Raw genomic sequence first — 26298 nt, forward strand, 5'->3', positions numbered from 1 at the left:
CGAACGGGCTTATGACGCAAACTGCCGCACTGACCGGCGCGCTGACGGGACTGCGCTCGTTTCCGCAACGCATTATCCTCGCCGACGGCTGGGTCCGGCGCGGCGTCGCGTTCGGTTGCGGCGCGCTCGGCGCGCTGGCGCTCCCTCCCTTCGATTTCGCGCCGGCCATGGCGGCGCCCCTCACCGCCGCCGTCTGGCTCATCGACGGCTCCGCCGCACGCGGCGCGCGCTTCGGCCTCGCGCCCCTGATCTCGGCGGCGAGCGCGGGCTGGTGGCTGGGCTTTGGCTATTTTCTCGCGGGGCTATGGTGGCTCGGCGCCGCCATGTTAGTCGAGGCGGACCAGTTCGCCTGGGCGCTGCCGCTCGCGGTTCTCGGCCTGCCCGCGGCGCTGGCGCTTTTTCCCGCGCTGGGCTTCGCGTTTTCACGCCTCTTGTGGTCCTCGGGCAGTCTGCGGGTCTTTGCGCTAGCGGCGGGGCTCGGCGCCTCCGAATGGCTGCGCGGCCACGTTCTCACCGGATTTCCGTGGAACGATTTCGGCATGGCGCTCGCCGGAGCCGGCCCGCTGGGCCAAGCTGCGTCGCTCATCGGCCTGCATGGGCTCGATCTTGCCGCTATCGTGATCTTCTCCGCGCCGGCGACGATCGTCGACCGGCCGACTGGTCAGCGCAATTTCGCCAATGGCGCGGCGCGGGTCGCCGCCGTCCTGCTCATCGCCATACTGGCCTTTGGCGTATTCCGGCTGGCGAGAAACGAAACCGAATTTGTCGAAGGCGTGAAACTCCGGCTAATGCAGCCCAATCTGCCGCAGGACGCCAAGTTCCGCCCCGAGAACGGCGCGGAAATCCTGCGCCATTATCTGGCTCTATCGGACCGCGCCACCGGCCCGGGACGGACGGGCGTCGCGGACGTCACCCATCTGATCTGGCCCGAATCCGCCTTCCCCTACGTCCTCTCGCGCGAGCCCCAGGCCCTCTCGGCGATTGCTCGCGCCATGCAGGGAAAAACGCTCATCACCGGAGCAGCGCGAGTCGAAGGCGACGGCGGCGGAAGACGCGGCAAGATTTTCAATTCGATCGAGGTGCTGCAGGGGGATCGAATCGTCTCTTTCTACGACAAGACCCATCTCGTGCCCTTCGGCGAATATCTGCCGCTCGAAGGGCTGCTGCGGCCACTGGGCGTGAGCCATCTCGTTCCCGGAATATGGGATCAGGGCCAGGGGCCGCGCGGCCTTTCCGCGCCCGGCCTGCCGGCGATCGCCCCGCTCATCTGTTATGAAGCGATCTTCCCCGGCGAGGCTGCGGCGCGCGACAGGGGCGGCGATCGCCCGCAACTGCTGTTGAATCTGACAAATGACGGCTGGTTCGGTAAAACGACCGGCCCCTACCAGCATTTCGGTCAGGCGCGGCTGCGCGCGATCGAGGAAGGACTGCCCTTGATCCGCGTCGCCAACACCGGCATTTCCGCCATCGTCGACGCCTACGGACGGACGCTCGAGTCCTTGCCGCTCGGCGAGGAAGGTGTAATCGACGGCCGATTGCCGAAACCGGCGCCGGAGACCTTTTTCGCGCGTCACGGCAGTCTGGTCTTCCCCATATTGTGGGGACTTCTCGTGGTCGTAGCCGGAATTGGACGCTGGCGCGACTAACGATCCGCGCGCTTACGCAAGTAAGCGACAGGAAGAACCATCAATTGCGACCGTGAAACCACCCCGAAGCCAATGGTTTCTCCGGCCTTCGGGACAGGACGGCGGCTCCGCTCAAGGGTCGGCGGATTAACTATCGCCCTCATTTCAAGCAACTTTTTTTTGGGTGGGATTTCATATACCTAACCAGAACCTTTGTTTGCATTTGATTGGATTTGAGCTAGAACGTGACAGGAGGTCGTTAACGTGAAAAAGACGCCAGATCCGATCGACCGTCACGTCGGTAGCCGTGTGCGGATGCAGCGTATCTTGATGAAGATGAGCCAGGAAAAGCTCGGCGAAGCTTTGGGGCTCACCTTTCAACAGGTCCAGAAATACGAAAAGGGCGTGAATCGGATCGGCGCAAGCCGCCTTCAGCAGATTTCCAAGACGTTGAACGTGCCGCCCTCTTTCTTCTTCGAAGGCGCGCCGACCCTGAACGGGGCCGTCGACGGCGCAGGCGGCTTCGCGGAAGAATCGTCGTCGCAATATGTCGTCGATTTCCTCTCCACCGCGGAGGGCATGCATCTCAACCGCGCCTTTGCGCGGATAAAAGACCCGAAGGTGCGCAAGCGCGTCCTCGACCTCGTGACGACGCTTGCGGACCAGGAGGACGCCGCCGTAGAGGGCTGATCGCTGTCGCCGCCGCAGCGTGACAAGTCTCAGTTCTCTATAACGAACATTTTGGTTCGTCTCGCTTGACGAAACGAACGCCTGCTGGCAGATGACGCGCGCGAGCGTCGCAGAAGTGGTCGCCCGCGCCCCTCACCTGCGGCCATTGGGAGATTCCGAAGTGACCCGGAAGAATTATCTTTTCACGAGCGAGTCCGTTTCCGAAGGCCATCCCGACAAGGTTTGCGACCGCATTTCCGACGAGATCGTCGACGAGTTCTTCCGCGAGGGACCGAAGGCCGGAATCGACCCCTATGCGATTCGCGTCGCAGCCGAGACGCTCTCGACCACGAACCGCGTCGTGATCGCCGGCGAAGTGCGCGGCCCGCACATCCCCTTCGAGCGAATCATCGAGATCGCCCGGGGTGCCATTCGCTCCATCGGCTATGAGCAGCGCGGGTTCCACTGGAACACCGCCAACATCGAAGTCCTGCTCCATGAGCAGTCCGTCGACATCGCGCAGGGCGTCGACGCCGCCGGCAACAAGGACGAAGGCGCGGGCGACCAGGGCATCATGTTCGGCTACGCCGTGCGCGAGACGCCCGACCTGATGCCGGCGCCTCTCTATTACTCGCACAAGATCCTCGAACTGCTGGCCCACGCCCGTCACTCCGGCAAGGAGAAGGGCCTCGGCCCGGACGCGAAGAGCCAGGTGACGGTCCGCTATGTCGACGGCAAGCCCGTCGAGGCGTCGCAGATCGTTCTCTCGCATCAACACATCGATGAGAGCCTGTCGCCGGCGGACGTTCGCCGCATCGTCGAGCCCTATATCCGTCAGGCCCTGCCCGACGGCTGGATCACCGACAAGACCGTCTGGCACGTCAATCCGACCGGCAAGTTCTTCATCGGCGGCCCGGACGGCGACGCCGGCCTCACCGGCCGCAAGATCATCGTCGACACCTACGGCGGCGCGGCTCCGCATGGCGGCGGCGCCTTCTCGGGCAAGGATCCGACCAAGGTCGACCGCTCGGCCGCCTACGCCGCGCGCTATCTCGCCAAGAATGTCGTGGCCGCCGGTCTCGCCGACCGCTGCACGCTACAACTCGCCTACGCCATCGGCGTCGCCGAGCCGCTGTCGATCTATGTCGATCTGCACGGCACCGGGCAGGTTCCGGAGGACAAGCTCGAGGAAGTGCTCCCGCAGCTCATGCGCCTGTCGCCGCGCGGCATCCGCGAGCATCTCCAGCTCAACCGCCCGATCTACGCCCGCACCTCGGCCTATGGTCACTTCGGCCGCAAGCCGGAGACGGACGGCGGCTTCTCCTGGGAGAAGACCGACCTCGTCGACCAGCTGAAGTCGCACTTCGCCTGATCGGTTCTCCTGATCCAAAAATCGCATGGCCGGGCTCGTCCCGGCCATTTGCGTCTTTGTAAAGTCTGTCGTCTCGCAAATGACTGAAGAGGCCCACCCCACCCGTCGCCTCTATGGCCGCTCGAAAGGCAAGGCGCTGCGCCACCATCAGGCCGAGCTGATGGCGGAGCTTCTGCCGAAGCTCGCGCTCGACCTCGCGGCCCCGCCCCGCCCCGCTCCGGGACGGGAGTTGCGGCTGGAAATCGGCTTCGGCGGCGGCGAGCACCTGATCGAGGCGGCGACGCGCGAGCCGGCGGTCGACTTCATCGGCTGCGAACCCTTTGTCAACGGCATGGCGAAGTTCCTCTCCCGCATCGAGGAGCGCGGCCTGACCAATATCCGCCTGCATCAGGGCGACGCGGCGGAGGTTCTCGACCTTCTGCCGGACGCGAGTCTCTCCCGCGTCTATCTTTTCTATCCCGATCCCTGGCCGAAGCGTCGCCACCGCAAGCGCCGTTTCGTTTCCCCGGAAAATCTCGAAAAACTGGCGCGGGTCCTGCAACCCGGCGCGCAATTGCGCTTCGCCACGGACATCGACGATTACGCGGCCTGGACGCTGGCGCGGCTGCGCGTTTGCGCCGCATTCCGCTGGCGGGCCCAAAAGGCGGAGGATTGGCTGACTCCCTGGGAGGGCTGGACGCAAACGAAATATGAGGCCAAAGCGATGGCGGCGGGCCGCCGGCCGGTCTATCTGACGTTCACCAGAACCGATTGAGGAAAACAGGAGCATGCGGATGGTCGAGGAGGCGAACACGGGCGCAGGGGCGGCGGCGCCGATCGAGACGACGACAGCGCGTTTCCGCGCCGATGTTCTCGACGCCTCGATGCGCAAACTGGTGCTCGTCGATTTCTGGGCTCCCTGGTGCGGTCCGTGCAAGCAGCTCGCGCCCGTGATCGAGCGGCTCGTGGCGGCGACTGGCGACAAGGTTGCGCTCGTCAAGATGAACATCGACAATGACCCCGCCATCGCCGACCAGCTCGGGATCAAGTCCATCCCGGCTGTTGTCGCTTTCCAGCGCGGACGCCCCGTGGACGGCTTCGTCGGCGCCCTGCCGGAGAGCCAGATCAAGGGTTTCATGGAGCGTCTCGTCGGCCCCATCGAGGACGAGACGGATGCGCTCGAGACGGCGCAGGCGCTTCTTGCCGAAGGCGACGTCGCCGGCGCGCATGAGTTGCTGTCGGAGCTCGTCGGCCAGGAGCCGCCGAACCCCAAGGCCATCGCCCTCCTCGCGCGCCTCTATGTCGGCGCAGAGCAATTCGAGACGGCGCGCGCCTTGATCGAGCGCCTGCCCGAGTCGGCCCGCCGCGACCCCGACGTGGCGGCGGCGACCGCCGCGATCGAGAACGCCGCGCGCGCTCAGGATCTTGGCGAAATCGACGAGCTGAAGACGCGCATCAATTTCGACCCCAATGATCTGCAGGCCTATTTCGATCTTGCGCTCGCGCTCAACGCCAAGGATCGGCGCGAAGAAGCCGCACATGCGCTTCTTGAAATCATCCGCCGCGACCGTAGTTGGAACGATGACGGGGCGAGAAAGCAGCTCGTCCAGTTTTTCGAGGCATGGGGACCGATGGACAAGGCGGCCGTGAGCGCGCGCCGCAAACTTTCCACGCTCCTTTACTCCTAGGAGGGCGCTCGTCGCGCGTCGCCATGGGCCTGAATCACCCATATACGGATCTCCGGGAGTTGCCGGAGATCATTCCGGTTTTTCCGCTTGCCGGAGCCCTGCTTCTGCCGCGCGGAGAGCTGCCGCTGAACATATTCGAGCCGCGCTATGTCACGATGGTGGACGCCGCGATCGCCGGCGAGCGCGTTATCGGGATGATTCAGCCGCAATCGGAAAATCACGGGATCGCCCATGCGCCGGAGCTTTTCCAGGTCGGCTGCGCGGGCCGCATAACGCGTTTTGCGGAGACGGGCGACGGACGCTATCTCATCACGCTCACCGGCCTTGCGCGTTTTCGCATCGCCGATGAGCTTTCCGCCGGGACGCCCTATCGGCAATTCCGCGTCAGCTATGAAGGATTCCAGGCCGACCTGCTGCCCGGCGCCGGCGAAAACGCCGTCGACCGCGAAAGCATGGTGTCGATGTTGCGCAACTTCGCGGAATGTTCGAAACTCGAAGTCGACTGGGCGAGCATAGACGCCGCGCCGACGGAGACTCTGGTCAATGCGCTGGCCATGATGTGTCCCTTCGGCGCGAATGAAAAGCAGGCGCTGATCGAGGCAATAGACCTGAAAACGCGCGCCGAGACGCTCATCGCGCTCGCAAAGCTCGATCTCGCGCAGCGCGGCGGCGACACGCCGCAATGGCATTGACGACAAATTGACGACAACAGGGCAAGAGACATGAATGACACGATTGACGCCGGCGTAGAAAATCAGGAAGACGGCGCCCCGGAGGCGACGAAGATCGATCCGCGCCTGCTCGAAATTCTCGTCTGCCCGCTGACCAAGACGACTCTCGAATATGACCGCACGAAGCAGGAATTGATCTCCCGTTCGGCGCGGCTCGCCTATCCGATCCGCGACGGCATTCCGATCATGCTGCCGGAGGAAGCGCGTCAGATCGATTGACGCTGTCGCCCGCCTTGGACGCACCCGCAAGCGACCTGCTCGCGCTCCTCGATCTCGAAAAGATCGGGGACGACCTTTTTCGCGGCTATAGCCCGGCGACGGCCGGCAAGCAGGTCTATGGCGGTCAGGCGGTGGCGCAGGCGCTCGTCGCGGCGACGCGCACGGTTCCCGAAGACCGGCCCGCTCATTCGCTGCATGGCTATTTCGTCCTCGCCGGCGACCCGCGCACGCCGATCGACTATGCGGTGGAGCGGGTGCGCGACGGCCGCAGCTTCACCACGCGCCGATGCATAGCGACTCAACGCGGGCAGACGATTTTCTCCCTCGAAGCGTCGTTCCAGATGCGGGAAGAGGGTTTTTCCCATGGCTCGGCCATGCCCCGCACGCCCGATCCCGAGACGCTCGACGGCATAGACGCGCTGGTCGAGCGATTCCACGCCTTCCTGCCGAAGCCCGCGGAGAACTGGCTGAAGCGCGCGAGCGCGCTCGACATGCGCATCGTCTCGCCGGAGAACATGCTGTCTGCCGACGCGAGCCGGGACGGGCAGATGATCTGGTTTCGCATCCGCGGTCCCCTGCCTGACGATCAGGCGACGCATAGCGCGCTCCTCGCCTATCTTTCGGACATGACGCTGCTCAATACGGCGCTGCTCGTCCATGGCCGCACGATCTTCGATCCCGCGGTGCAGGTCGCGAGCCTCGACCACGCATTGTGGATTCATCGCGCCTTCCGCGTCGACGACTGGCTGCTTTACGCGCAGGAAAGTCCGATGGCTGCGCATGCCCGGGCGCTGACGCGGGGGCAGATTTTCACCCGCGACGGAAGGCTCGTGGCGTCAGTGGCGCAGGAAGGATTGATCCGCCTCCGCACCAAACATTAGGCGCCTGATTACTTGATAGGCGCCAGTGCGCGTCCTTGCACAATTGCCTGTATTGCGAGCAACTCTGGCACGAGCCCTGCGCAGCCGCAGAAATCTGCGCCTTTTTCGATTTTCGGCCTGCCCGACGTCTTCGCGCGCAAATCCGCGACACCTCCGCCTTGTCCTGACAAACTCAAGGATTCCGGGCCTTTCCGCCGGCTGGCACGGCATTTGAAGGCAAGGGCGCGGGCACGCCAGTGCTCTCTGAAACGACCGCGCCGCTGCGGCGTCCCGTTTTCCGAAGCGGCCGACGCTCGTCAATGAGGTCGAAACAACAGGATTGGCAGATGAAAATCGTGACAGCGATCATCAAGCCGTTCAAGCTCGATGAGGTTCGCGACGCGCTGACCAACATCGGCGTGCACGGACTCACCGTGACGGAAGTCAAGGGCTACGGACGGCAGAAGGGTCATACGGAAATCTATCGCGGCGCCGAATACGCCATCAGCTTCTTGCCGAAACTGAAGATCGAGGTCGCCGTCGCCGCGTCGATGGTCGACAAGGTCATAGAGGCGATCACCGCCACCGCGCGCACCGGACAAATCGGCGACGGAAAGATTTTCGTCAGCCCGCTCGAACGCGCCATCCGCATCCGCACCGGCGAATCCGACGCCGACGCGCTTTGATCGCCTCCTCCCCGAACCTTCAGGAGCTTTCCCACATGAAATGTCCTTCGTCTCGGAGCGCGTATGCGGCTTCGATCATCGCGGGAGCGGCGATCGCGGCGGGCCCGGCCTTCGCCGGCAACGACCCGACCCCGAACCCCGGCGACATCGCCTGGATGCTGACCTCGTCGCTGCTCGTGCTGATGATGTCCATCCCGGGTCTCGCGCTGTTCTATGGCGGCCTGGTGCGCACCAAGAACATGCTGTCGATCCTCACGCAGGTCTTCGCCATCGTCTGCCTCGTCGGGGTGATCTGGACGGTCTATGGCTATTCCCTCGCCTTCGGCGACGGCGGCTCGCTGAGCAATTACATCGGCGGCTTCAACAAACTGTTCCTGAAGGGGGTTACGGCCTCCTCCAACGCCGCGACCTTCACGCCCGGGCATGTGATTCCGGAATATGTCTATTTCGTCTTCCAGATGACCTTCGCCATGATCACGCCGGCGCTGATCGTCGGCGCCTTTGCGGAGCGCATGAAGTTCTCCGCAGTGCTGCTGTTCGTGTTCCTCTGGGTGACGATCATCTACTTCCCCATCGCGCATTGGGTTTGGGGCGTGGCTGATCCGAACGCGCTGGTCGACGCCGCGACGCAGCTCGCCGCCGCGACCGACGAAGCTGCGAAAGCGGCGGCGCAGGCCAAGATCGACGAGATCAATGGCGCCGTGGGCTGGCTTGCGGGCAAGGGCGCGCTGGACTTCGCGGGCGGCACTGTCGTGCATATCAACGCCGGCATCGCGGGCCTCGTCGGCGCCATCATGGTCGGCAAGCGCATCGGCTACGGCAGGGAAGTGCTGGCGCCACATTCGCTGACGATGTCGATGATCGGCGCCTCCCTCCTGTGGGTCGGCTGGTTCGGCTTCAACGCGGGCTCCAACCTCGAGGCCAATGGCGTGACGGGGCTCGCCTTCGTCAACACCATGGTCGCGACGGCCGGCGCGGGGCTCTCGTGGATGCTGGTCGAATGGCTGGTGAAGGGCAAACCCTCGCTCCTCGGCCTCATCACCGGCGCCGTCGCGGGGCTCGTCGCGGTGACGCCCGCGTCGGGCTTCGCGGGCCCGGTCGGTTCGCTGATCCTCGGCCTCGCCGTCTCGCCGATCTGTCTCTTCTTCGTGGACGTCGTGAAGAAGATGATCGGCTATGACGACGCGCTCGACGTCTTCGGCGTGCATTGCATCGGCGGCATCACCGGCGCGCTGGCGACCGGCCTGCTGGTGAATCCCGACTTCGGCGGCGTCGGCATCACCGACTACACCAATCTCGAAACCTTCGCCGGAACGTACGACATGATGGCGCAGATGAAGGCGCAGGCGATAGCGGTCGTCGCGACCCTGCTCTTCTCGGGCGTCGGCTCGGCGATCCTCTACAAGATCGTGGACGTCCTCATCGGCCTGCGTCCGGCGCCCGATCAGGAACGCGAGGGCCTGGACATCACCGACCACGGCGAACGCGCTTACAACTACTGACGCTGCCTCCAAGACCACGAAGCGAAACGGCGCCCACGGGCGCCGTTTCTTTTTTGGGGCGCGCTTACCGCGTGTGACGCCTCTTCCAGCAAAGCTCGCGTTGTTTTAGGCTCGCTGCGATAAATGACCGCCTTTCAGGAAAGCATTTCGCAATGACCGACGACGCGAAGCCCAATTTGACGCCGGCGAATGAGAACCCCTGGTATTTGTTGGCGACGCTTTATGGGGAGCAGGAAGAAGTCCGAGACTCAAAATGGCTCCTACTTGTACCCATTGGAGAAGCCAATCGGAAAGCATGGAATCGGTGGATGGCTACAGCGTTTCAGAGCGAAGAATTGGAAACGCTACTACCGCTTGCTCACATAAAAGGGGACCTCAAACCATTTACGAGCGAGGAAACCGATGAATTTCGCGCAGCTTTCGCAAAACGTGCTGGACGACAAGATATCGAGCCTCCAAACCCATCTAAAGAGTTTATGGATTTCTCGCGTTGCCAATTTGATAGACCCGTTTTCTTTCGCGGGTTCATTTTCCCAAGACTCGCGCATTTTATCGAATCAAAATTTTCCGGCCCCGTCTATTTTGATACTGCATTATTTTTTTCCTACGTCAGGTTCGACATGGTTCACTTCGGGGATTTCGTATCCTTTCACATGACAGATTTTCGCAGTGGCGCCAGTTTCGAGAAAGCACACTTCGCCCGCGTTGCATTTTTCGAGAATTCAAAATTTGATGCCGCGGCATTTTTCGAGGGTGCGCAATTCTGTGGCAATGCTTCATTCGTCAAGACCACGTTCCTACAGAAAACATCGTTCGATCACGCAGAGTTTTTAAAAAGTGCGCAGTTTACCGAGGCAATTTTCTCTACCGATACGGTCTTTGAGAATACGAGTTTCGGCTCTGATGCCGACTTCCAAAGCGCTGGGTTTCTGAGCGCAACCTATTTTGGTGATTCAATTTTTGCGGGAAGAGCAAAATTCAACGGGACTGACTTCAAACTTTACATGAGCTTCATTCGTTCGAAGTTTCAGAAGTCTGTCCCTGATTTCCGCGACGCTAAATTGCCCGAAGCGACTGAATTGCATGGAGCTAAGTGGCCTTCGCCTCCCAAAAATCATGAAGACGCCCAGCAACAAATTTATGCTTACGAACGACTCAAAGCCGAGATGGAACGGCTGAAAAAGCACGAGGATGAGCAATTCTTCTTCGCCAGGGAACTGCGTGCGCGGCGAGCCTTGTTATGGTTGCGCATCGGCGACAAAAAACGACGGTTCGGCGAGCGAGTCAACGACGGCGTCGCTTGGTTTATGAACAGCGCATATGATTCTCTCGGCAGTTACGGCCTCAGCGTTGTCAGACCAATTTTTTGGCTCGTTTCGCTTTTCTCCGTCGGCTTCGTCATTCTGGCGTCTACCAACTCACTCGATGACGGCCCGATGGAGCCTTCGGACGCGGCGGCGTTAAGTGTAACTAACCTTATTTCCTTGCTCCCCTACAAGCCCGACAAGCTCATCACCGATCACCTCACCCCCGCCGCCAAGATCATCGGCAACATCCAGTCCGTCCTCGGCCTCATCCTGCTCTTTCTGCTCGGCCTCGCTCTGCGCAATCGCTTCAGGATGAAGTGATCCAACGGGGCCTCCATGCCTCCCCTTGCAGGGAGGTCAGCGGCCGAAGGCCGTCGGGTGGGGGCAAGCCCAAGCCGCGCTGATCGCTTCGCACGCCCCTGCGAAGACGAGGCTTCTCGCCGACGCCTCGCGTATTGCGGCCGTCATCGAAGCGGGCCAACATGCGCGCATGATGATCTTTCGCACGCTTCTCGGCCTCCTCCTTCTTCTTATCGCCGCCCTCCCCGCCGCGGCCGCCCCGCGCGTCGTCAATGTCACGCTGCTCGTCTTCAGCGACATCTACGAAATCGCCGAGAAGAACGGGCGCGGCGGGTTTGCGCGGGTGGCGGGCGCGCTCGCCGCCGAGCGCGCAAGGGCGAAGAACGTCATCGTCGCCCATGCCGGCGACACGCTCTCGCCCTCTCTTATGTCGAGCCTCGACAAGGGCGCGCATATCGTCGACCTGCTGAACCGCATGAAGCTCGACGTGTTCACGCCCGGCAATCACGAATTCGATTTCGGCGAAGCGGTGTTTCGCACCCGCATGGCGGAGGCGACTTTTCCGATTGTGGCCTCGAATCTGCGCGATGGATTTGGCAAGCAATTGCTTGGTTTCGCCGACAACAGGATTTTCGACATGGGCGGCGTCAAGATCGGCGTCTTCGGCCTCACCGACGAAGAGTCCGCCAAGCGCTCCAACACCGGCGCGCTGCGCTTCGCGCCGATCATCGACACGGCGCGCATCGAGGCGGAGCGGTTGCGCGACGCCGGCGCCGACATCATTGTCGCCGTCACCCATTCCGACTGGAAGGACGACCTGCGGCTTGCAAAACTCGGCGTGATCGACGTCGTTCTCTCCGGCCACGACCACAACCTTCTCGTCGCCTATGACGGGCGTTCGGCGATTGCGGAGACCCAGGCCGATGGCGTCAATATCGTCGCCGTCGATCTTGCGATCCGGGTAGACGACGGCGACAAGCGCAAGGTCGCCTGGACGCCGAAGTTCCGCATCATCGACACCGCCGACGTGAAGCCCGACGCCGCCGTCGCGGCGCGCGTCGCGCAATATCAGGCGAAAATCAGCAAGGAGCTCGATGCGGTCATCGGCGAGACCCGGACGCCGCTCGACAGCCGCAAGGCGAGCGTGCGCGGGCATGAGACGGCAATCGGCAATTTGATCACCGACGCCATGCGCGCCGCGACGGGCGCCGATGTCGCGCTGCTCAACGGCGGCGCCATTCGCGGCAATCGCACTTACGACGCCGGCGAGAAGCTCACGTGCAAGGATGTGATGACCGAACTGCCCTTCGACGACACGCTGGTCACGCTCGAATTGAGCGGCGCCGATTTGCGCGCCGCGCTGGAAAATGCGGTCTGGATGCTCGGTCGCGACGACGGCCGCTTCGGCCAGATCTCCGGCGCGCGCATCGTTGCGAGGAGCGGCCCCGTTTCGGGATCGCGGCTCGTCTCGGTCGAGATCGGCGGCAAGCCGCTCGACGACGCGCGGGTCTATAAGGTGGCTGTCACGAATTTCCTCGCGCATGGCAAGGATGGCTATGACATGCTGACGCGCGGCAAGCCGCTTGTGAATGATCTCGAGGGGCCGCAGCTCGCGACGGTCGTGATCGACGCGATACGAAAGGCCGGCGCCGTCGCGCCCGCCATCGACGGCCGCATCACGCTACAATGAGGGCGAGATCAGGCGGTTGAAGCCTGCTGCGCGAGACGCTCGTTCAGCCCCTCGGCGGCGCGCGAGAGATTGGCGCGCGCGGCCGCAAGCCACAGGGCGCGCGTCTCGGGACGCCGGTAGAGCATGTCGCCCTGCGCGAGAAATCGCTCCAGCATCTGCTGACGGCCGAGAAGAAACATCTTCTCCGGCGCCCAGCTGTATTCGAAGCGGATATCCTCGAAATTCGCCTCGAAGGTCGGCCACGGCGCGGCGAGCGAGGAAAGATCGAGGTCGAGGAACAGATCGAGGTCCCGCGCAAAGCCCGCGTAGTGCATATGCGCAGCGCGCGCATCCATGTGACTCGCGGTCGCCATCACCATGTCGTGCACGGCTTCGGTATCCGCCGCCGGGAATTTCGAATGCCGCTCGAACAGCGCCGCGCTCGCGCGCACATTCTCGGCGTCGGCGCGCGGGCGGCCGTCGGGGTCGCGCGTTATGAATACCGAATCGTGCCAGAAGATCGCCGTGGCGATGAGGTCCGGGCGCACCGCGAGATCGGCGAGCTGATCGAGCTTGCCGATGAGGTCGGCGATATGAACCCAGTTATGATAGGCGCGCTGCGGCTCTCGATAGGCGGCGTCGATCGTCGCGAAAGCCTCAGCGTCGTGGCGCGAAGCGATGAGACCCCAGTATTTCTCGACGATCTTTTCGGTCATGCGCGGGCGGCGGTCCTGAGGTGAGAAGAAGCTGGCGCACGATTTGCGGCGCAAGACGGCGACATGATGGCGTCACTTACTTTCCAAATTCCATACGGGAGACCACGCCTCTTGCAACCCTGCGCGCGCCAGCATGGAATATCGTTGTTCCAGGGCCACATAGAGCGCAGGCCAGGGGCTGGGAAGCGTCTGCGCCAGTGTGGAGGCGCGCGCTGCGGCTTCAGCAAATCGCCCGGATTCATAATCGTCGCGCATGGCGTCATGCGATGTGCGCCAGCGCACATACAGCTCCGACTCAGCTGTGTCGGGGCCGCCGGCAAGCGCGAAGACATGGGTCGGCTCGGTCTTGCCGACGACGACGATGCGGCCCAGATCGAGCCAGGCCATGTCCGGCGCCGCGTCGCGGATCGCGGCGGAGGCGATGACGTCGGTCCCGAAAGCCTTGCTGGCGCCTTCCAGACGCGATGTAAGGTTCACCGTGTCGCCGAGAATCGAATAGTCGAAGCGGCGAATCGAGCCCATGTTGCCGACGCTGCAGGGGCCGAGATGGAGGCCGACCCCGAAGGCGGCGACGCGGTGCGGGCGCCCTTCCGCCTGCGCGGCCTGCGCGCGCGCTTCATTCAGATTCGCCAGCGCCTCGCGCATCATCAGCGCCGCGCGAACAGCCTTGCGCGGATGATCGACGATGTCGAGCGGCGCGTTCCAGAAGGCGAGAATGGCGTCGCCCATATATTTGTCGACCGTGCCCTCGCATTCGAGGATCGCGTCCGTCATCGGCGTCAGGTAATCGTTCATGAACTGCGTGAGCTCGCGCGCGCTCATGCCTTCGGAAATGCCGGAAAAATTGCGCAGGTCCGAGAAAAGCACGGTGAGTTCGCGCGTTTCGCCGCCGAGAACCAGACGCTCGGGATGCTCCGCGATGCGGTCCACGACCGCCGGCGCGACAAACTTGCCGAAAGCGCGCCGCACCTGCCGGCGGGCGAGAGTCTCCGCGCGCCACAGAGTCACGGCGCCGATCAGATAGCCGCCGATCACGACGAGGCTCGGATAGGCGGGGTCGAGCAGCAGTCCCTGCCGCTCGAATAAATAGAAGGCGCCGCCGAAAAGTCCCGCGACGGCGAGCGGCGCGAAAGGCGCCGAGACAAGGGGCGGCGCAATGAACAGCAGGCCCATCGTCAGCAGGAAAGCGACGGCGGCGGCGACGAATTCGAGCCCCGGCGCCCAGTCCGGCCGCGACAACAGCGCGCCCGTCGTCAGCGACTCGACGATCTGCGCGTGCACGTCGACGCCGGGCGCGACCGCCTCCAGCGGCGTTGCGCGCACATCGCCCAGCCCCACCGCCAGCGCGCCGACGAAGACGATCCGTCCCTCGATCTCGCTGCGCGGGACGCGCCCCTCCAGCACCGCTTTGGCGGAAATGTCTCGGGCCGGATTGCTGGGCGAATAGCGCGGCCGCACGTCCGCGGCTGGCCCGGTCGCGATCTGGAAGGCGCCGATCTTGATCGCGTTGACGCCCGTTTCCTTGCCATAGGCAGTCTCGCCGCTGGCGTTGGATGAACGGATGACGATCGTCTGCTCGCCTTGCGCGACGCGAAGCGCCTCCACCGCCAGCGACGGCGCGATGGAATCGCCCACGCGCGTGAGCAGCGGCACGCGGCGCACGACCTGATCACGGTCGGCGAGCCAGTTGGTCGCGCCAAGGCCCTGCGCGGCTTTCGCCAGTTGGGGCAGCGGCGTGACGACGCCCGTGAAGGAGACGAGGAACGGCGCGGGGTCGTCGCCTGCGGTCACGAAGCCGGCCTTCGGCTCGAATTGCTTGGCGCCGCCGACGTCCGCGAGCGTAACGCCGAGAACGGCAGGCGCCTTGCCGAGCGCGGCCGCAAGGAGCGCGTCGCCCTCCGGCGTCTTGGCGAGGAGCTTCGAGACTTCCGCGCGCAGTTTCGGGTCGGGCAGCGCATCCGCGATCCGGCGGGCGCTCAGGCGATCCGGCTCGGCAAAGATGAAATCGAAGGCGATGGCCGCGGCGCCCATCTCGCGCAGCCGATCGACAAGCTCGGCGATGCGCGTCCGGGACCAGGGCCACTGACCATACGCCTTGAGGCTTTCCTCATCGACGCCGACGACGCGGGCCGGCGTCTCGGGATCATAGACGCGCGGCGAAAGGCGCTGGAAGGAGTCGAAGACCAGATTGCGCAGATCGTCCAGCGCGCGAGGCTGCAGGAAACCCCATGGCAGGGTGATGGCGGCCGCGACGACGAGCGCGACGAGATAGACCTGCCGCCGTTTCAGCATCCGCGGCTCCATTCACGCGGGGGCGCCGCCTCGAAAGCGCCGCCGCGTCGCTCGCCGAACGGTTTCCCTATCGTCCCGCCCCCGGTCAGGGATAACCGCCCCAACCATCATAAGGCGGATCGCCGCCCTCATGGTGTTCTTCGACCACCGGCGGCGCCGGCTGGTTGACGGCGTTCGCCTGACTCTGGACCAGAGCCCCGCCCGCCCAGAACGGGTTGAGCGCGTCGAGCCCCGGCGGCGGATTTATGCTCGGCGGACGATCGTTGCCGAGGGAGAGATTCGCCTCCTCATTATTCGGAATAGTCTTCGCCCCGCCGTGCTGCCCGCCCCGGCTCGCCATCTGCGCGGTCATGGCCGCTATTGTCTCCGGCGGCACGCGGAACGGCTCCGACACAGGGCCGCCGCTCGGCGCACAGACGCCATAGCCCGAACGCATCAATGTCTGCGTATTGCCGCCGCCGGTGACGTCGATCTTGCCATATTGATGCACGACCAGCGTGCCGCATTCGCCGCCGACCCGCACCATCGCGGCGCCGCCGCGCACGCCGATAGACGCCGTCGGCGTCTTCACGCTGGCGCCGGACCCGTGGCTGACGCCGCCGCCGACGAAGCGCATCACGCCTTTCGCCATCGACACGCCCTGACTGCCGCCGCCGCCGTGATAAACGAAATCATCGATCACCACGGAGCTGTTGCGCCCCACCGTCATTGTCGAGGTGTCGTTGAAGACGATCTGCGCGCTGCCGTCGGCCGAGGTGTCGATGCGTTCGCGCTTCTCGACGCCGAGGCCGACCGAGAGCGGATGCTTGCCGGCGCCAGGCGGCGTGCCATGCGCGGAGACATTTACCGCGCCGACATTGCCGACTTTTTCCGCTGCCGCCGGGAAGGCGGCGAGGCCGATGATCGAGGCGAGCGCGAAAGCGGAGATTTTCGTCATGATCTGTCTCCGTTATCAGAATTTCGCGGTCGGTCCGAAGGACACGGACACATTCTGCGTCTTGAAATTCGGAATGTTCGAGTCGTTGCGCGCAAATTCGAGATTGCCGGCGAAGCCGAATGTGTCGGTCACCGGCGCGTCGAGCATCATGCCGTAAATCCACGCAGCGTCGCGCCGCGCGACGAAGGGATTGACCAGCGGATTGGCCATGTCGAAAGCAAGATGGGTGAAGCGCGCATAGGGCGCGATCGTCCAGCGCCGCGCGATCATCGGATGCGGCGGGTCTACCTCCAGACGCAGCATCGCCTGCACGTCCACCTGATCGGAACTCTGCGCCGCATATCCCGCATTGGCGCGCGAATAGGCGACGCGGCCGTCGAGCCGCACATTCTCCCAGATGCGGTATGTGCCGCCGACATATCCGGTGACGACGTCGCCCGTCGCCAGAGTCGAGAGCGTGCTGTAAGGCGGCGGACCGAATATCCCGCGACCGGGATCGACCCACAGGGAACGCCATTCGAAGCCCGGATCGACCGACGCGTCCGGACTGAATTCCGCACGGAAGCTCAGACCGGCGCCGCCCGTGTTGAGATAATTGTTCGACCCCAGCATCGACACCGCGCCCGTCAGATAGGGACGGATCGAGAAGGCGTGGACCAGGTCCTGCGGCACGAAGAAACGCGGGCCGATCGAACCGCCGAACAAGGCGACGCTGTATTGCGGCAGACGGAACTGCTCGGTCGCATAGGCCGTTACGCGCGTCTCCAGCCGGTCGCCGCGCTGATTCTCGAAATCATAGTCATGCGCCGCCTGCACGAGCTGGAAGGCGTTGAGATCGCCCTTGCGCGCGCCCGGCGAGGCGAGCCCGACGCCGCCCACCTGGAACAGATTGTTCGCCGGAAAATAATTGGCGTTGGACTGCGCCCGCAGGCCAAAATGCATGCGCACGCTGAGACGGCTGGTCTCGGTGCGTTTCTCGATGTCGGGCAGTTGCGCCTCGATCTGCGCGGCCTGCGAGGGATCGAGATCGCCCGCCGCGAGCGCCGTGCGCAAATGCTGGGCCGACAGCCCGTAGGCGCCGAGCCGCGCATAAAGAAAACCAAGCTCCTTTTCAGCGCGCGACAGATTCGGATTGAACATCAGCAAGCGCTCGAGCGCGCCGATCGCGGCTTCATAGTCGCGTAATTCGGTCGAGATCGTCACATAACGATAGGTCGACTCGTAATCGGTGGGATTGCGCTGGATATGAGCGGCGAGCCGTTCCTGCTCGACCCGGGCGTCCTGCGCCTGCGCCGGGGACCCGAGCGCGACAGCGACGCAGATCGCGCCCAAAAAAGTCGTTACGGTCTTCGAGACGGAAATCAATGCACGCCCCCACTTGAAATGACGCTAAGACTCAACACCTGACAGCCGGTCGGCGACGAAGCTGACTCATGTTTACCGAAGTCGCAAGTTGCGGGGCTGTCCCCGACACGTGGGGCGCGTTTCTCATAAATAACTGAAATATAGTTGTAAATGCAGCGAGAAAGACCCGATGTGGCGGGACGGTTCGACCGACTTGCCGCCACGGGCGGCGAAACAATTTTCGAGTGTGACGGCTAAACCACAGATTCTGACGAGAGATTTTCACCGGATCGCATTCGCCAGGCAAGAATTTTCCCGGAGATCTGGCCTTGCCCCTTGCCGCCGGCCGGCCCCGCGGCTTCTCGTGCGCCCGCAACCGGCCACGCCAGCCGGAACCGCACCGGCCGGCCGCGCCGACGCATCGGCGGCGTTTTTGCGCTGCTGACAGGTTCGCTTGCAAGCAGTCGACGCAGGACGATCAGCAGGTCCGCCGCGCGCGCCGCCTCGCCTGCGTCCAGCGCATCGCGAATATCCGCGACAATGCGCAGCTGAGCTGAAGCGGGCTCGTAAACGCGGCGATACACCGCCAGAATCCGCTCATGTTCGGCGCCGGGGCTCACGCCCAGCATGATCTCATGGGCGCGGAGCCCGGCGACCTGCGTGCAACGCGCGATTGGCGTCAGTTGAGGGATCATCTGCCTCTCCTCGATCTTCTATCGCTCGTTTTAGGCTTTGCCTCTTCTTCGAGCGATTGCGACCGTAGGGGCCCCCTGCCATTTTTTGTGTGCGCGAACGCACACTCCGTCAATCGGCGTCGTTCATCGCGTCCTGCACGCGCTTTTCCAGCACGGAGGGACGAAGCAGCACGAGGCCGCCACGGATTTTTTCCGCAAGCCCCTCGTCGATCATGGCGGTGAGTTCACGGCTCACCTGCTCGCGACGGCAGCCGATGCGCGCCGCGAGATCGTGCTGGAACGGCGGCGGAGAGACGATGGACTGGCCGTCATGCCCCTTGCGCGGCGCCGACATGCGCAAGAGCTCCGCATAAAGGCGATGACGCAGATCGAGCACGGAGCGCTCGAAGAGCCGCATGTTGAGTTCGCGCACGCGCGATGTGAGGATGCGCAACAGGCGATCGCAAATCTCCGGCTCGTGCAGCACGATTTCGCGGAACACGGCCGGCGGCACGAGCAGAAGCTCGGCGTTGGTTAGCGCCGTGACGTTCGCCGAACGCTTGGCGCCGTCGATCGCGGCCATTTCGCCGAAGAATTTTCCGGGACCGAAATCGCCGAAGATCATCTCCTTGCCCGCGGCGGTGCGGATCAGGACGCGCACGTCGCCGCTGACGATGAAATAGACGTCCGTGGAGTGATCGTCGAAATCGAGAACGAGCTCCTCTTCCGAATATCGCTTGCGCATGCACTGACGCGCGAAAGTCTCGGCCCGCGTCGGATCGAGGCCGGCAAAAAACGGTATCCCGTCGAAAACGGACACGGAGGCGCGCTCCCAAGTAGAAATAGACGAAGGATTTTGTCGTCAAACTCTCTGGACGTCGAGTGGCGGAGGGTCAAGTCTTCGCGTTCGGGTGAAGAGATTCTTTCGTGAAAGCTCATAAGCGCGGCGCAAGCGTGACAATGCGATGCGCCGCTGGCGCTATCCCGCAAGCCGGGCGAAGATCAACCATGAACGAAATGCGGCTCGCGACTTTCAACCTGGAGAATCTCGACTGGTCGCCCGGTCGCCCCGAGGCCTTCGCGCGGCGGCGCGCGGCGCTGCTGCCGCTGCTTGACGATATAGACGCCGACATTCTCTGCCTTCAGGAGATCGACGCGCAGAAAACCTCCAAGCACGGTCCACGCGCCTATCTCGCGCTCGACCGACTGTTCGACGGCACGCGATACGCTGGTTTCCACCGCTTCACGAGCCTGCGGCCGGGCGCCGACACGCCCGCCGACGTGCACAATCTCGCTATCCTCAGCCGCTGGCCGATCCGCATACGGCGCCAGATCCACCATGAAATCGTCCCGCCATGGCCATGGCCGCCGCCCCGCGACGGCGACGTTACGCCCCCGCCGATCGCCATCGGCTGGGACCGGCCGATGCTCTACGCCGCGGTCGAGCTTCCCGACGGTCGATTGTTGCATGTCGTCAATCTGCACCTGCGCGCGCCGCGCCCCGTTCCCGTGCCCACCGCGCGGGGCGAGGGCTCCAGCCGCGCGTTGATCGAAGGCCAGTTCGTCGCCGCGCTGAAGCGCGAGGGTCAGGCGCTGGAAGCGCGACTTTTCGCGGAGACGATCTTCGACGCCGAACCGGATGCGCTTCTCGCCATTTGCGGCGACTTCAACGCCGACGAGCATGACGCGCCGACGCGCCTGCTGCGCGGAGGCCGAGACCAGGGCGAAGACGCGCCGCGCGCGCTCCTGGCGCTGGAGGAGCGCGTCGCCCCCGCGAGCCGCTATACGGTGATCCACGCCGGGCGGCCGACGCTCATCGACCATATTCTCGCCTCCCACGCGCTGGCGGCGATGTGGCGGTCGACGGCGATCCTGAACGCCGGTTTGCAGGACGAGTTCTATGCAAAGGACCCGATCGACGGCTCGTTACATGCGCCGGTCATGGCGATGTTCGAAATTTCCGGATAGAGCCGCGGCGCAGCGCGACATTGCGCAGGCGTCGCCAGGTTGTAGACTTGATTTGTAAAAGCGAGGCGACTCTAATGAAAACAATTGCGAAGCTGGTTTTAGGCCTTGCCGTCCTTGCATTTTCGTCGGCCGCGCCGACGAAAGCCGCGCAGGCGGAAGCGGTCAGCGAACAGGAAGCCTATGAAATCGGCAAGGAGGCCTACATCTACCTTTATCCCCTCGTGACGATGGATGTGACGCGCAAGGTCATGACCAATATCGAGGCGGGAAAGAAGCCCGGCGCCGGCCCGATGAACGAATTCTCCCATGTTCGGGAATATCCGCCCGCGGATTTCAGGGACGTGGTGCGCCCGAACTTCGACACGCTCTATTCGATCGCCTGGCTCGACTTGACCAGGGAGCCGATCATCATGTCGGCGCCCGACACCAAGGGACGTTATTACCTTCTGCCGCTTCTGGACATGTGGAGCGATGTCTTCGCGGCGCCGGGCAAGCGCGCGAGCGGCACGGCGGCCGCCAGTTTCGCCATCACGCCGCAGAACTGGCGCGGCAAACTGCCAAAGGGCGTCGAAAGGATCGACGCGCCCACGCCCTATGTCTGGGTCATCGGCCGCACGCAGACCAATGGCCCGAAGGATTATGACGCCGTTCATGCAATTCAGGACGGATACAGGCTTACGCCGCTGTCGCGCTGGGGCAAGGCGGTGAAGCCGGCCGCCGCGAAGATCGATCCGGACGTGGATATGAAGACCCCGCCCCTCGATCAGGTCAACAACATGCCGGCCAGCAAATTCTTCTCCTATGCCGCCGAGCTGTTGAAGGTTAATCCACCGCATGTGACGGACTGGTCGCAGATTGCGCGGCTGAAACGCATCGGGATCGAGCCCGGCAAGAGCTTCGACGTCGAAAAGAGCGATCCCGCCGTGAAGCGCGCGCTCGAAAAAGCCCGCGCCGACAGTCTCGCCGAAATGGCGGCCAAGGTTACGACGCTGGCGCGCGTCGTCAACGGGTGGCAGATGAACACCGACACGATGGGCGTCTACGGCGATTATTATCTCAAGCGCGCCATCATCGCGCAGCAAGGGCTCGGCGCGAACCAGCCAGAGGACGCAATCTACCCATTCAATCTTGCCGACGGCGAAGGCAAGCCGCTCAAGGGCGAGAACAATTATGTGCTGCGCTTCGCAAAGAGTGAATTGCCGCCTGTCGGCGCTTTCTGGTCGCTCACCATGTATGACGATCAGGGCTTCCAGATCGCCAATCCGCTGAACCGTTTTGCGATCGGCGATCGCGACCCGTTGAAATACAACGCGGACGGCTCGCTCGATATTTATATCCAGCACGCCAGTCCTGGCCCCGACAAGGAAGCGAACTGGCTGCCCGCGCCGGCAAGCGGCGGCGCGAACATCACCATGCGCCTTTATGCGCCGAAGCCCGAGGCGCTCGACGGCCGCTGGGCGCCGCCGGCAGTGAAGCGGATCGATTAAGCGGGCGCGTCAAACGCGCTCGCCGTCCATCCCGATACGATGCATGAGATAGCACAGGCAGTCGAGCCGCACCGCGCGCGGATCGACTGTCAGCATCGCGGGGATGGCCGCGCGGGAAAGGCGGATTTCGCCGCCCGTGTAATCGAAATACTCCTCCGGCTGCGTGTCGACGCTGTCGCCGGGAAGTATCTCCAGCCGAGCGCCCGGCGCCTGCAGGGAGCCGAATGACGCGCCAGGCGCCAGCTCGCTGAAATTCATGTGATCGATGTCGGAGCGGAAAATGAAATCCGCGGGCGAGCCGTCGAACGAAAAGCTCGCGCTCGCAGGCGGCTTCACGATGGCGTAGGTGCGCAGCAAGTCGACGTCGTGCGGCGCCGGCGGATGATCGGGAAGCTGGGAGATCGACAGCGCGGCCTCGACGAGTTCGATCGCATGTTCCGTCGCGGAGCCCGCGCCGGCCTTACCGCATTCGACGGTGATCGCAGGGCAAAGCTCTGCGAAAGCCCCGGCCTGCGTGCCCACCGGCTGCTGGAAATGAACGACGGTGCGCGAAAAGAGCTGCGCCAGCGCGATGAATTTCGGTTCGAGCCTCCGCACGCAACTGTAGTGCGGATTGAATCCAGTGTTGTTGTGGATGTCGATGCTGGCGAAAAGATTGCGCCTTGCCGCGTAGTCATAGACCCAGCGCGCCATATGCGCGAGCGGATCGTCGGGCGTGAGCGTGCCGGGCCAGACGCGGTTGTAGTCGCGCTCATCCGGCAGCGTGCGTACATGCGCGGCGGCAGCGCGAATATTGCCGATGAACAGCAACAGGGAACGATTCAACCCACGCGCGGCGTGGCGCCGCAACACCGCCTGCACGGCGCCGAGCCCGCTGTCCTCGTTGCCGTGCAGCAGCGTCGAAACGAAGAGCGGATGCGGATCGCGTCCCGGCAGATCGAAAAGGGTCGGTCCGGGCAACAGATCGATCAACCTGTCCGCGGGGCAATCGAGAAAACCCTCGGGCAGCCGATCCATCACGGCGCAGGGCGCGTCAGTCACATACATTTTCACAAGTCCCATTCATGCACTGGCGCGCCGCTGCGCTGGCCTTCACAATAGGCGGCCATCATCGCATAGAGGTCGCCGTCGTTCGCTGCGAGCGCCCTGCGCTGCCACACGGCGCCGGTCTGGCGCGCGCGCACGCGAGCCTCGATCACATCGAGGAAGCCGCGCGAGTCGATCACGCCGAAATCGGCGAGGCCCTCGCGCGCGGCGGGTATGAGCCGCTCCAGCAGCAGCCTGTCGGCGCCGATCTCGCCGACGCCGGGCCATATCAGCGTAGCGTCCAGTCCATGGCGCGCGGCGGTGTAGAAATTGCGCCTGGCGTCGGCGAAGGGGAGCCCGGCCGTTCCCTCGTCCGTCATCGCCAGCGCGCGCGAAAGGCCAAGATAGAGCGCGGCGTTCGCCATCATGTCGACGAAGGTCGGCCCCGCCGGCAGGATGCGATGCTCGATGCGCAGATGCGGAGCGCCATCCTCGTCGAAACCGATCAGCGGACGGTTCCAGCGCCAGATGACGCCATTGTGCAGGCGCAGATGACGCAGCGCCTCGGGCGCGTCGTCGAACGCGATTGGCAGCAGCGCCTCGTAGTCGCGCGCATTCTCCTCGAACACTTCGAGCAGCGAGCGCGTCGCATAGCCCGAGCCCATGGAGACTCGCGCCGGCCCCGGCACATCGACCGCCTGCTCGAAAAGCGGAATGCGGGTCTCCTCCCACAACGCCTTGCCGAAGAGGAATGGCGCGTTGCCGCAGGCGGCGAGAATTGGGCCGGAGGCGGCGATGGAGGCGTTGTAATAGCGATGCGCGAGATCTGCGGGGGATTTGAGATGCACCTGAAAGGAGGTTGTCGCCGCCTCCAGCATGACGTCGCGATGTTGCGAGACGAGATGTTCGCGGCCCAGTATATCCACGCGCAGAGGGCGGCCGCCGCGCCGGCGCAGCACCTCCGTATTGAGGGCGTAATAGCGGTTGAGCGGCGACATGTTCGCGAGCGTGAGATCCTCGTCGCGGATCGTCGGCAGCGTGCCGATGAGAACGAGATTGGCGTCCAGCCGATGGGCGACGTCATTGCAGCGCGCCCAGACGTCGGTGAGGGCGTCATAGGCGCGCGCGAGCGCGTCGCCTTCGAGGATCAGCGGCTCGCAATTGAGTTCGAGATTGAAGCGCGAAAGCTCCGGCACGACGAGCGGACTGTTCAGCGCCTCGAGAAGCTCCTGATTGATCGAGGCAGGAAAGTAATTGTGATCGACGATCCAGGTCTCGATCTCGAAGCCGATCATGTGTCCGGCGCGCGAGAATTTGTCGCCTGCGAAAAGGCGCCGGGCGATATGGGTTTCCTGCGCAAGGCGATCGGCGAAGCGCGCCTTGTCATCGCGCGTGAAGCCAGTTGTCTCGATTTCCTCGCCCATGCGCTTCCCGTCACGCCGACCGTTGATCTGCCGGGCTTTTATCCTGTCGCGGGGAAACGGAAAAGGCGGCGCGGCGAAGGGTCGCGTTGGCGCTGTCGTATCGTCCTTCGCAAGCAGGGGTCGCGCGCCGCCTTTTTCGGGGACAGAACGCCGCCATTCCACTAAATTGCCGCGCGACTCGTCCCCGGAGCCCGACCTTGTCCGACATTGCCTACGTAAATGGCGCCTTTACGCCGCTCGTCGAGGCGCGCATCTCCATTCTCGACCGCGGCTTTCTCTTCGGCGACGGCGTCTATGAGGTCGCGGCCGTGATCGACGGCAAGCTTGTCGACAATGAAGCGCATATTGCGCGGCTCGAGCGGTCGCTGAGGGAGTTGCGGCTCGATAGTCCGGTCCCGATCAGCCGTATCGTCGAAATCGAAAGAGAGCTTGTCGCGCGCAATGGCGTCGCCGAGGGCATGGTCTATCTGCAGGTGACGCGCGGCGCGGCGGATCGCGATTTCGCCTTTCCGGAAGGCGTAACGCCGACGCTCGTCGCCTTCGCACAGAAGAAGAACATACTCGCCTCCCCCGCCGCGCGGACGGGCGTGAAGGTCGTCACCGTGCCGGACATGCGCTGGGCGCGGCGCGACATAAAGAGCGTCGCGCTGCTCGCGCAGGTGCTCGCCAAGCAGGCGGCGGTAGAGGCCGGCTGTCAGGAAGCCTGGATGGTCGACGCCGACGGCTTCGTGACCGAGGGCTCGTCATCGACGGCCTTCATCATCACAAAGGCCGGCGCCATCGTCACGCGCCCCAATTCACGGGAGATCCTGCCCGGCTGCACGCGCCGCTCCGTGCTGGCGCTGGCCGAACAGGATGGTCTGACGATCGAGGAACGGGGCTTTACGGTCGCGGAGGCTTGCGAGGCGGCGGAGGCTTTTCTAACCAGCGCGTCCAATCTCGTATTGCCGATCGTCGCGATCGACGGCCGCTCCATCGGCGCCGGCGTTCCGGGCGATCACGCCACGCGGTTGCGCGCGATCTACCTCGATTTCGCGCGCGCAACGTCTGTTTAGTCACCGCTGCATCTGCACATGGTCGAAATCTGAGCTTCGCTCTTCCTGAATCGCGAGCGCGAGAATGAGGCTGAAGACGGCCGCGGCCAGGCACCAGAGCGAATACCAGGCAGGCCGGTTTTCGACGAGCGCAAAGACGAACGTGCCGAACACCGCTAGTCCGAACAGCGCAACGCCGCGCCGCTCGCAGCAGACCAGCGGAACCACCGTCAGGACGACGTATAGAAAATCCGCGATCAGCGGCGGCCTTTCGAAAAGCGGGTCGTAGGCGAGCGAATGCCTGACGACCGTCAGGTCGATGCCGTCGGAGCCGGCAAGCTTCAGGATCAGATAGACCGCAAGGATCACGCCCGTCCCGCCCATCAGCCGCCAGAGGCGCTGGCGCTCGGGGTCGGCCTCGGCATAGGCCGCCGCGAAGGGCGTGAGCACGGGCCACACCGTGAAAGCGATGAGCGTATAGACGTAACGAAACGGCTGGCCGCGCTCCGGATCATGGAGCGTGAGCCAGACTGCGCCCTCCGTGAACTGGTGCACACTGAAAACCAGAGGGAACGCGGCGAAGACAAGCATGCGCCGGTCATGACGCAACGCCTTGGAAACCATGCCGAAACCGGCCAGTCCCAGACCAAGCCCCGCGGTGACGCTTGCCTCTAGCGAGTAGCACATGGCTCGACCCAACCCTGTGACCACTGACAGTAAGGTTGAACGAACACGATTTTATCGCAGTGTTTGCATTCGTCGAGATGCGCGATACGCAAAAAAAGCCCC

24 protein-coding genes are annotated in these 26298 nt (G+C 63.9%); 15 read left to right on the forward strand and 9 right to left on the reverse strand.

From position 1 onward, the window contains the following. The first annotated feature begins 11 nt into the window (after nucleotides 1–11). The 12 genes from lnt (at nucleotide 12) to LG047_RS03020 (ending at nucleotide 12628) form a co-directional block, all read left to right on the forward strand. Nucleotides 12–1646: an apolipoprotein N-acyltransferase gene (gene lnt, locus LG047_RS02965; RefSeq protein ID WP_227965269.1), complete on the forward strand. Its 1635-nt coding sequence runs from the start codon at nucleotides 12–14 to the stop codon at nucleotides 1644–1646. A 243-nt stretch (nucleotides 1647–1889) separates the two neighbouring features. Further along, the gene (locus LG047_RS02970) at nucleotides 1890–2315 is read left to right on the forward strand and encodes a helix-turn-helix domain-containing protein (RefSeq protein WP_036282064.1); all 426 of its coding nucleotides are present in this window, start codon (nucleotides 1890–1892) and stop codon (nucleotides 2313–2315) included. Between the two features lie 160 nt (nucleotides 2316–2475). Continuing rightward, a complete protein-coding gene (gene metK / locus LG047_RS02975) occupies nucleotides 2476–3666 on the forward strand; it encodes a methionine adenosyltransferase (RefSeq protein ID WP_227965271.1) in 1191 nt (396 codons plus the stop codon). 79 nt (nucleotides 3667–3745) lie between these two features. Next, complete coding sequence (gene trmB / locus LG047_RS02980; protein WP_227965272.1) at nucleotides 3746–4420, forward strand: tRNA (guanosine(46)-N7)-methyltransferase TrmB; 675 nt, start codon at nucleotides 3746–3748, stop codon at nucleotides 4418–4420. A 19-nt stretch (nucleotides 4421–4439) separates the two neighbouring features. Next, a complete protein-coding gene (gene trxA, locus LG047_RS02985) occupies nucleotides 4440–5333 on the forward strand; it encodes a thioredoxin (RefSeq protein ID WP_227965273.1) in 894 nt (297 codons plus the stop codon). 23 nt (nucleotides 5334–5356) lie between these two features. After that, nucleotides 5357–6025: an LON peptidase substrate-binding domain-containing protein gene (locus LG047_RS02990; protein ID WP_227965274.1), complete on the forward strand. Its 669-nt coding sequence runs from the start codon at nucleotides 5357–5359 to the stop codon at nucleotides 6023–6025. A gap of 30 nt (nucleotides 6026–6055) precedes the next feature. After that, complete coding sequence (locus LG047_RS02995) at nucleotides 6056–6283, forward strand: Trm112 family protein (protein WP_036282073.1); 228 nt, start codon at nucleotides 6056–6058, stop codon at nucleotides 6281–6283. Between the two features lie 14 nt (nucleotides 6284–6297). Then, nucleotides 6298–7164: an acyl-CoA thioesterase II gene (gene tesB / locus LG047_RS03000; RefSeq protein WP_227965275.1), complete on the forward strand. Its 867-nt coding sequence runs from the start codon at nucleotides 6298–6300 to the stop codon at nucleotides 7162–7164. A gap of 326 nt (nucleotides 7165–7490) precedes the next feature. Then, on the forward strand, nucleotides 7491–7829 hold the full coding sequence (locus tag LG047_RS03005) for a P-II family nitrogen regulator (protein ID WP_036282080.1): 339 nt from the start codon (nucleotides 7491–7493) through the stop codon (nucleotides 7827–7829). Between the two features lie 35 nt (nucleotides 7830–7864). Continuing rightward, nucleotides 7865–9331, forward strand: a complete 1467-nt coding sequence (locus tag LG047_RS03010; protein WP_227965276.1) for an ammonium transporter — start codon at nucleotides 7865–7867, stop codon at nucleotides 9329–9331. A 152-nt stretch (nucleotides 9332–9483) separates the two neighbouring features. After that, nucleotides 9484–10959 (forward strand): pentapeptide repeat-containing protein, encoded by a 1476-nt coding sequence (locus LG047_RS03015; protein ID WP_227965278.1) that lies wholly within the window; start codon nucleotides 9484–9486, stop codon nucleotides 10957–10959. Nucleotides 10960–11128: 169 nt separating this feature from the next. Next, entirely contained in the window at nucleotides 11129–12628 is a 1500-nt protein-coding gene (locus tag LG047_RS03020) for a bifunctional UDP-sugar hydrolase/5'-nucleotidase (RefSeq protein WP_227965286.1), read from the forward strand. 8 nt (nucleotides 12629–12636) lie between these two features. Here LG047_RS03020 and LG047_RS03025 read toward each other — a convergent pair whose 3' ends face one another. The 6 genes from LG047_RS03025 to LG047_RS03050 all read right to left on the reverse strand — a co-directional run bounded on the left by LG047_RS03025 (nucleotide 12637) and on the right by LG047_RS03050 (nucleotide 19390). After that, nucleotides 12637–13323 (reverse strand): hypothetical protein, encoded by a 687-nt coding sequence (locus LG047_RS03025; RefSeq protein WP_227965288.1) that lies wholly within the window; start codon nucleotides 13321–13323, stop codon nucleotides 12637–12639. Between the two features lie 72 nt (nucleotides 13324–13395). Further along, nucleotides 13396–15615: a CHASE2 domain-containing protein gene (locus LG047_RS03030; protein ID WP_227965290.1), complete on the reverse strand. Its 2220-nt coding sequence runs from the start codon at nucleotides 15613–15615 to the stop codon at nucleotides 13396–13398. Nucleotides 15616–15700: 85 nt separating this feature from the next. Next, the gene (locus LG047_RS03035; RefSeq protein WP_227965292.1) at nucleotides 15701–16552 is read right to left on the reverse strand and encodes a FecR domain-containing protein; all 852 of its coding nucleotides are present in this window, start codon (nucleotides 16550–16552) and stop codon (nucleotides 15701–15703) included. A 15-nt stretch (nucleotides 16553–16567) separates the two neighbouring features. Then, nucleotides 16568–17917 carry a tetratricopeptide repeat protein gene (locus LG047_RS03040; protein ID WP_227965294.1) on the reverse strand — a complete coding sequence of 450 codons (1350 nt, stop codon included), beginning with the start codon at nucleotides 17915–17917 and terminating at the stop codon, nucleotides 16568–16570. Nucleotides 17918–18150: 233 nt separating this feature from the next. Further along, complete coding sequence (locus tag LG047_RS03045) at nucleotides 18151–18591, reverse strand: polysaccharide deacetylase (protein WP_227965296.1); 441 nt, start codon at nucleotides 18589–18591, stop codon at nucleotides 18151–18153. A 109-nt stretch (nucleotides 18592–18700) separates the two neighbouring features. After that, nucleotides 18701–19390 (reverse strand): Crp/Fnr family transcriptional regulator, encoded by a 690-nt coding sequence (locus LG047_RS03050; RefSeq protein ID WP_227965298.1) that lies wholly within the window; start codon nucleotides 19388–19390, stop codon nucleotides 18701–18703. Between the two features lie 188 nt (nucleotides 19391–19578). Here LG047_RS03050 and LG047_RS03055 point away from each other — a divergent pair, with 188 nt between their 5' ends. After that, nucleotides 19579–20538: an endonuclease/exonuclease/phosphatase family protein gene (locus LG047_RS03055; protein ID WP_227965300.1), complete on the forward strand. Its 960-nt coding sequence runs from the start codon at nucleotides 19579–19581 to the stop codon at nucleotides 20536–20538. Between the two features lie 74 nt (nucleotides 20539–20612). Next, nucleotides 20613–22025, forward strand: coding sequence for a DUF1254 domain-containing protein (locus LG047_RS03060; RefSeq protein ID WP_227965302.1), 1413 nt, complete (start codon nucleotides 20613–20615; stop codon nucleotides 22023–22025). 9 nt (nucleotides 22026–22034) lie between these two features. Here LG047_RS03060 and LG047_RS03065 read toward each other — a convergent pair whose 3' ends face one another. After that, the gene (locus LG047_RS03065) at nucleotides 22035–23072 is read right to left on the reverse strand and encodes a M14 family metallopeptidase (protein WP_227965304.1); all 1038 of its coding nucleotides are present in this window, start codon (nucleotides 23070–23072) and stop codon (nucleotides 22035–22037) included. Nucleotides 23073–23074: 2 nt separating this feature from the next. Beyond that, the gene (locus LG047_RS03070; RefSeq protein WP_036287345.1) at nucleotides 23075–24475 is read right to left on the reverse strand and encodes a hypothetical protein; all 1401 of its coding nucleotides are present in this window, start codon (nucleotides 24473–24475) and stop codon (nucleotides 23075–23077) included. A gap of 197 nt (nucleotides 24476–24672) precedes the next feature. Between LG047_RS03070 and LG047_RS03075 the strand changes: the two genes are divergently transcribed. Further along, nucleotides 24673–25530 (forward strand): D-amino-acid transaminase, encoded by an 858-nt coding sequence (locus tag LG047_RS03075; RefSeq protein ID WP_227965306.1) that lies wholly within the window; start codon nucleotides 24673–24675, stop codon nucleotides 25528–25530. On the opposite strand, the gene LG047_RS03080 is transcribed toward LG047_RS03075, so the two are convergent. Next, nucleotides 25531–26196 carry a DUF6629 family protein gene (locus tag LG047_RS03080; RefSeq protein ID WP_036282110.1) on the reverse strand — a complete coding sequence of 222 codons (666 nt, stop codon included), beginning with the start codon at nucleotides 26194–26196 and terminating at the stop codon, nucleotides 25531–25533. Nucleotides 26197–26298 lie beyond the last annotated feature (102 nt).

Origin of the sequence: Methylocystis sp. WRRC1, from assembly GCF_020733155.1 — a bacterium.
Lineage (GTDB): Bacteria > Pseudomonadota > Alphaproteobacteria > Rhizobiales > Beijerinckiaceae > Methylocystis.

Coding starts and splice junctions, on each gene's coding strand:
- LG047_RS03025 (WP_227965288.1), bottom strand. CDS start 13,323: ATGACCGAAAAGATCGTCGAGAAATACTGGGGTCTCATCGCTTCGCGC.
- LG047_RS02995 (WP_036282073.1), top strand. CDS start 6,056: ATGAATGACACGATTGACGCCGGCGTAGAAAATCAGGAAGACGGCGCC.
- LG047_RS02990 (WP_227965274.1), top strand. CDS start 5,357: ATGGGCCTGAATCACCCATATACGGATCTCCGGGAGTTGCCGGAGATC.
- LG047_RS03060 (WP_227965302.1), top strand. CDS start 20,613: ATGAAAACAATTGCGAAGCTGGTTTTAGGCCTTGCCGTCCTTGCATTT.
- trxA (WP_227965273.1), top strand. CDS start 4,440: ATGGTCGAGGAGGCGAACACGGGCGCAGGGGCGGCGGCGCCGATCGAG.
- LG047_RS03020 (WP_227965286.1), top strand. CDS start 11,129: ATGATGATCTTTCGCACGCTTCTCGGCCTCCTCCTTCTTCTTATCGCC.
- LG047_RS03065 (WP_227965304.1), bottom strand. CDS start 23,072: ATGTATGTGACTGACGCGCCCTGCGCCGTGATGGATCGGCTGCCCGAG.
- LG047_RS03070 (WP_036287345.1), bottom strand. CDS start 24,475: ATGGGCGAGGAAATCGAGACAACTGGCTTCACGCGCGATGACAAGGCG.
- LG047_RS03010 (WP_227965276.1), top strand. CDS start 7,865: ATGAAATGTCCTTCGTCTCGGAGCGCGTATGCGGCTTCGATCATCGCG.
- LG047_RS03015 (WP_227965278.1), top strand. CDS start 9,484: ATGACCGACGACGCGAAGCCCAATTTGACGCCGGCGAATGAGAACCCC.
- LG047_RS03005 (WP_036282080.1), top strand. CDS start 7,491: ATGAAAATCGTGACAGCGATCATCAAGCCGTTCAAGCTCGATGAGGTT.
- trmB (WP_227965272.1), top strand. CDS start 3,746: ATGACTGAAGAGGCCCACCCCACCCGTCGCCTCTATGGCCGCTCGAAA.
- LG047_RS03080 (WP_036282110.1), bottom strand. CDS start 26,196: ATGTGCTACTCGCTAGAGGCAAGCGTCACCGCGGGGCTTGGTCTGGGA.
- LG047_RS03055 (WP_227965300.1), top strand. CDS start 19,579: ATGAACGAAATGCGGCTCGCGACTTTCAACCTGGAGAATCTCGACTGG.
- LG047_RS03045 (WP_227965296.1), bottom strand. CDS start 18,591: ATGATCCCTCAACTGACGCCAATCGCGCGTTGCACGCAGGTCGCCGGG.
- lnt (WP_227965269.1), top strand. CDS start 12: ATGACGCAAACTGCCGCACTGACCGGCGCGCTGACGGGACTGCGCTCG.
- LG047_RS03035 (WP_227965292.1), bottom strand. CDS start 16,552: ATGACGAAAATCTCCGCTTTCGCGCTCGCCTCGATCATCGGCCTCGCC.
- LG047_RS03030 (WP_227965290.1), bottom strand. CDS start 15,615: ATGCTGAAACGGCGGCAGGTCTATCTCGTCGCGCTCGTCGTCGCGGCC.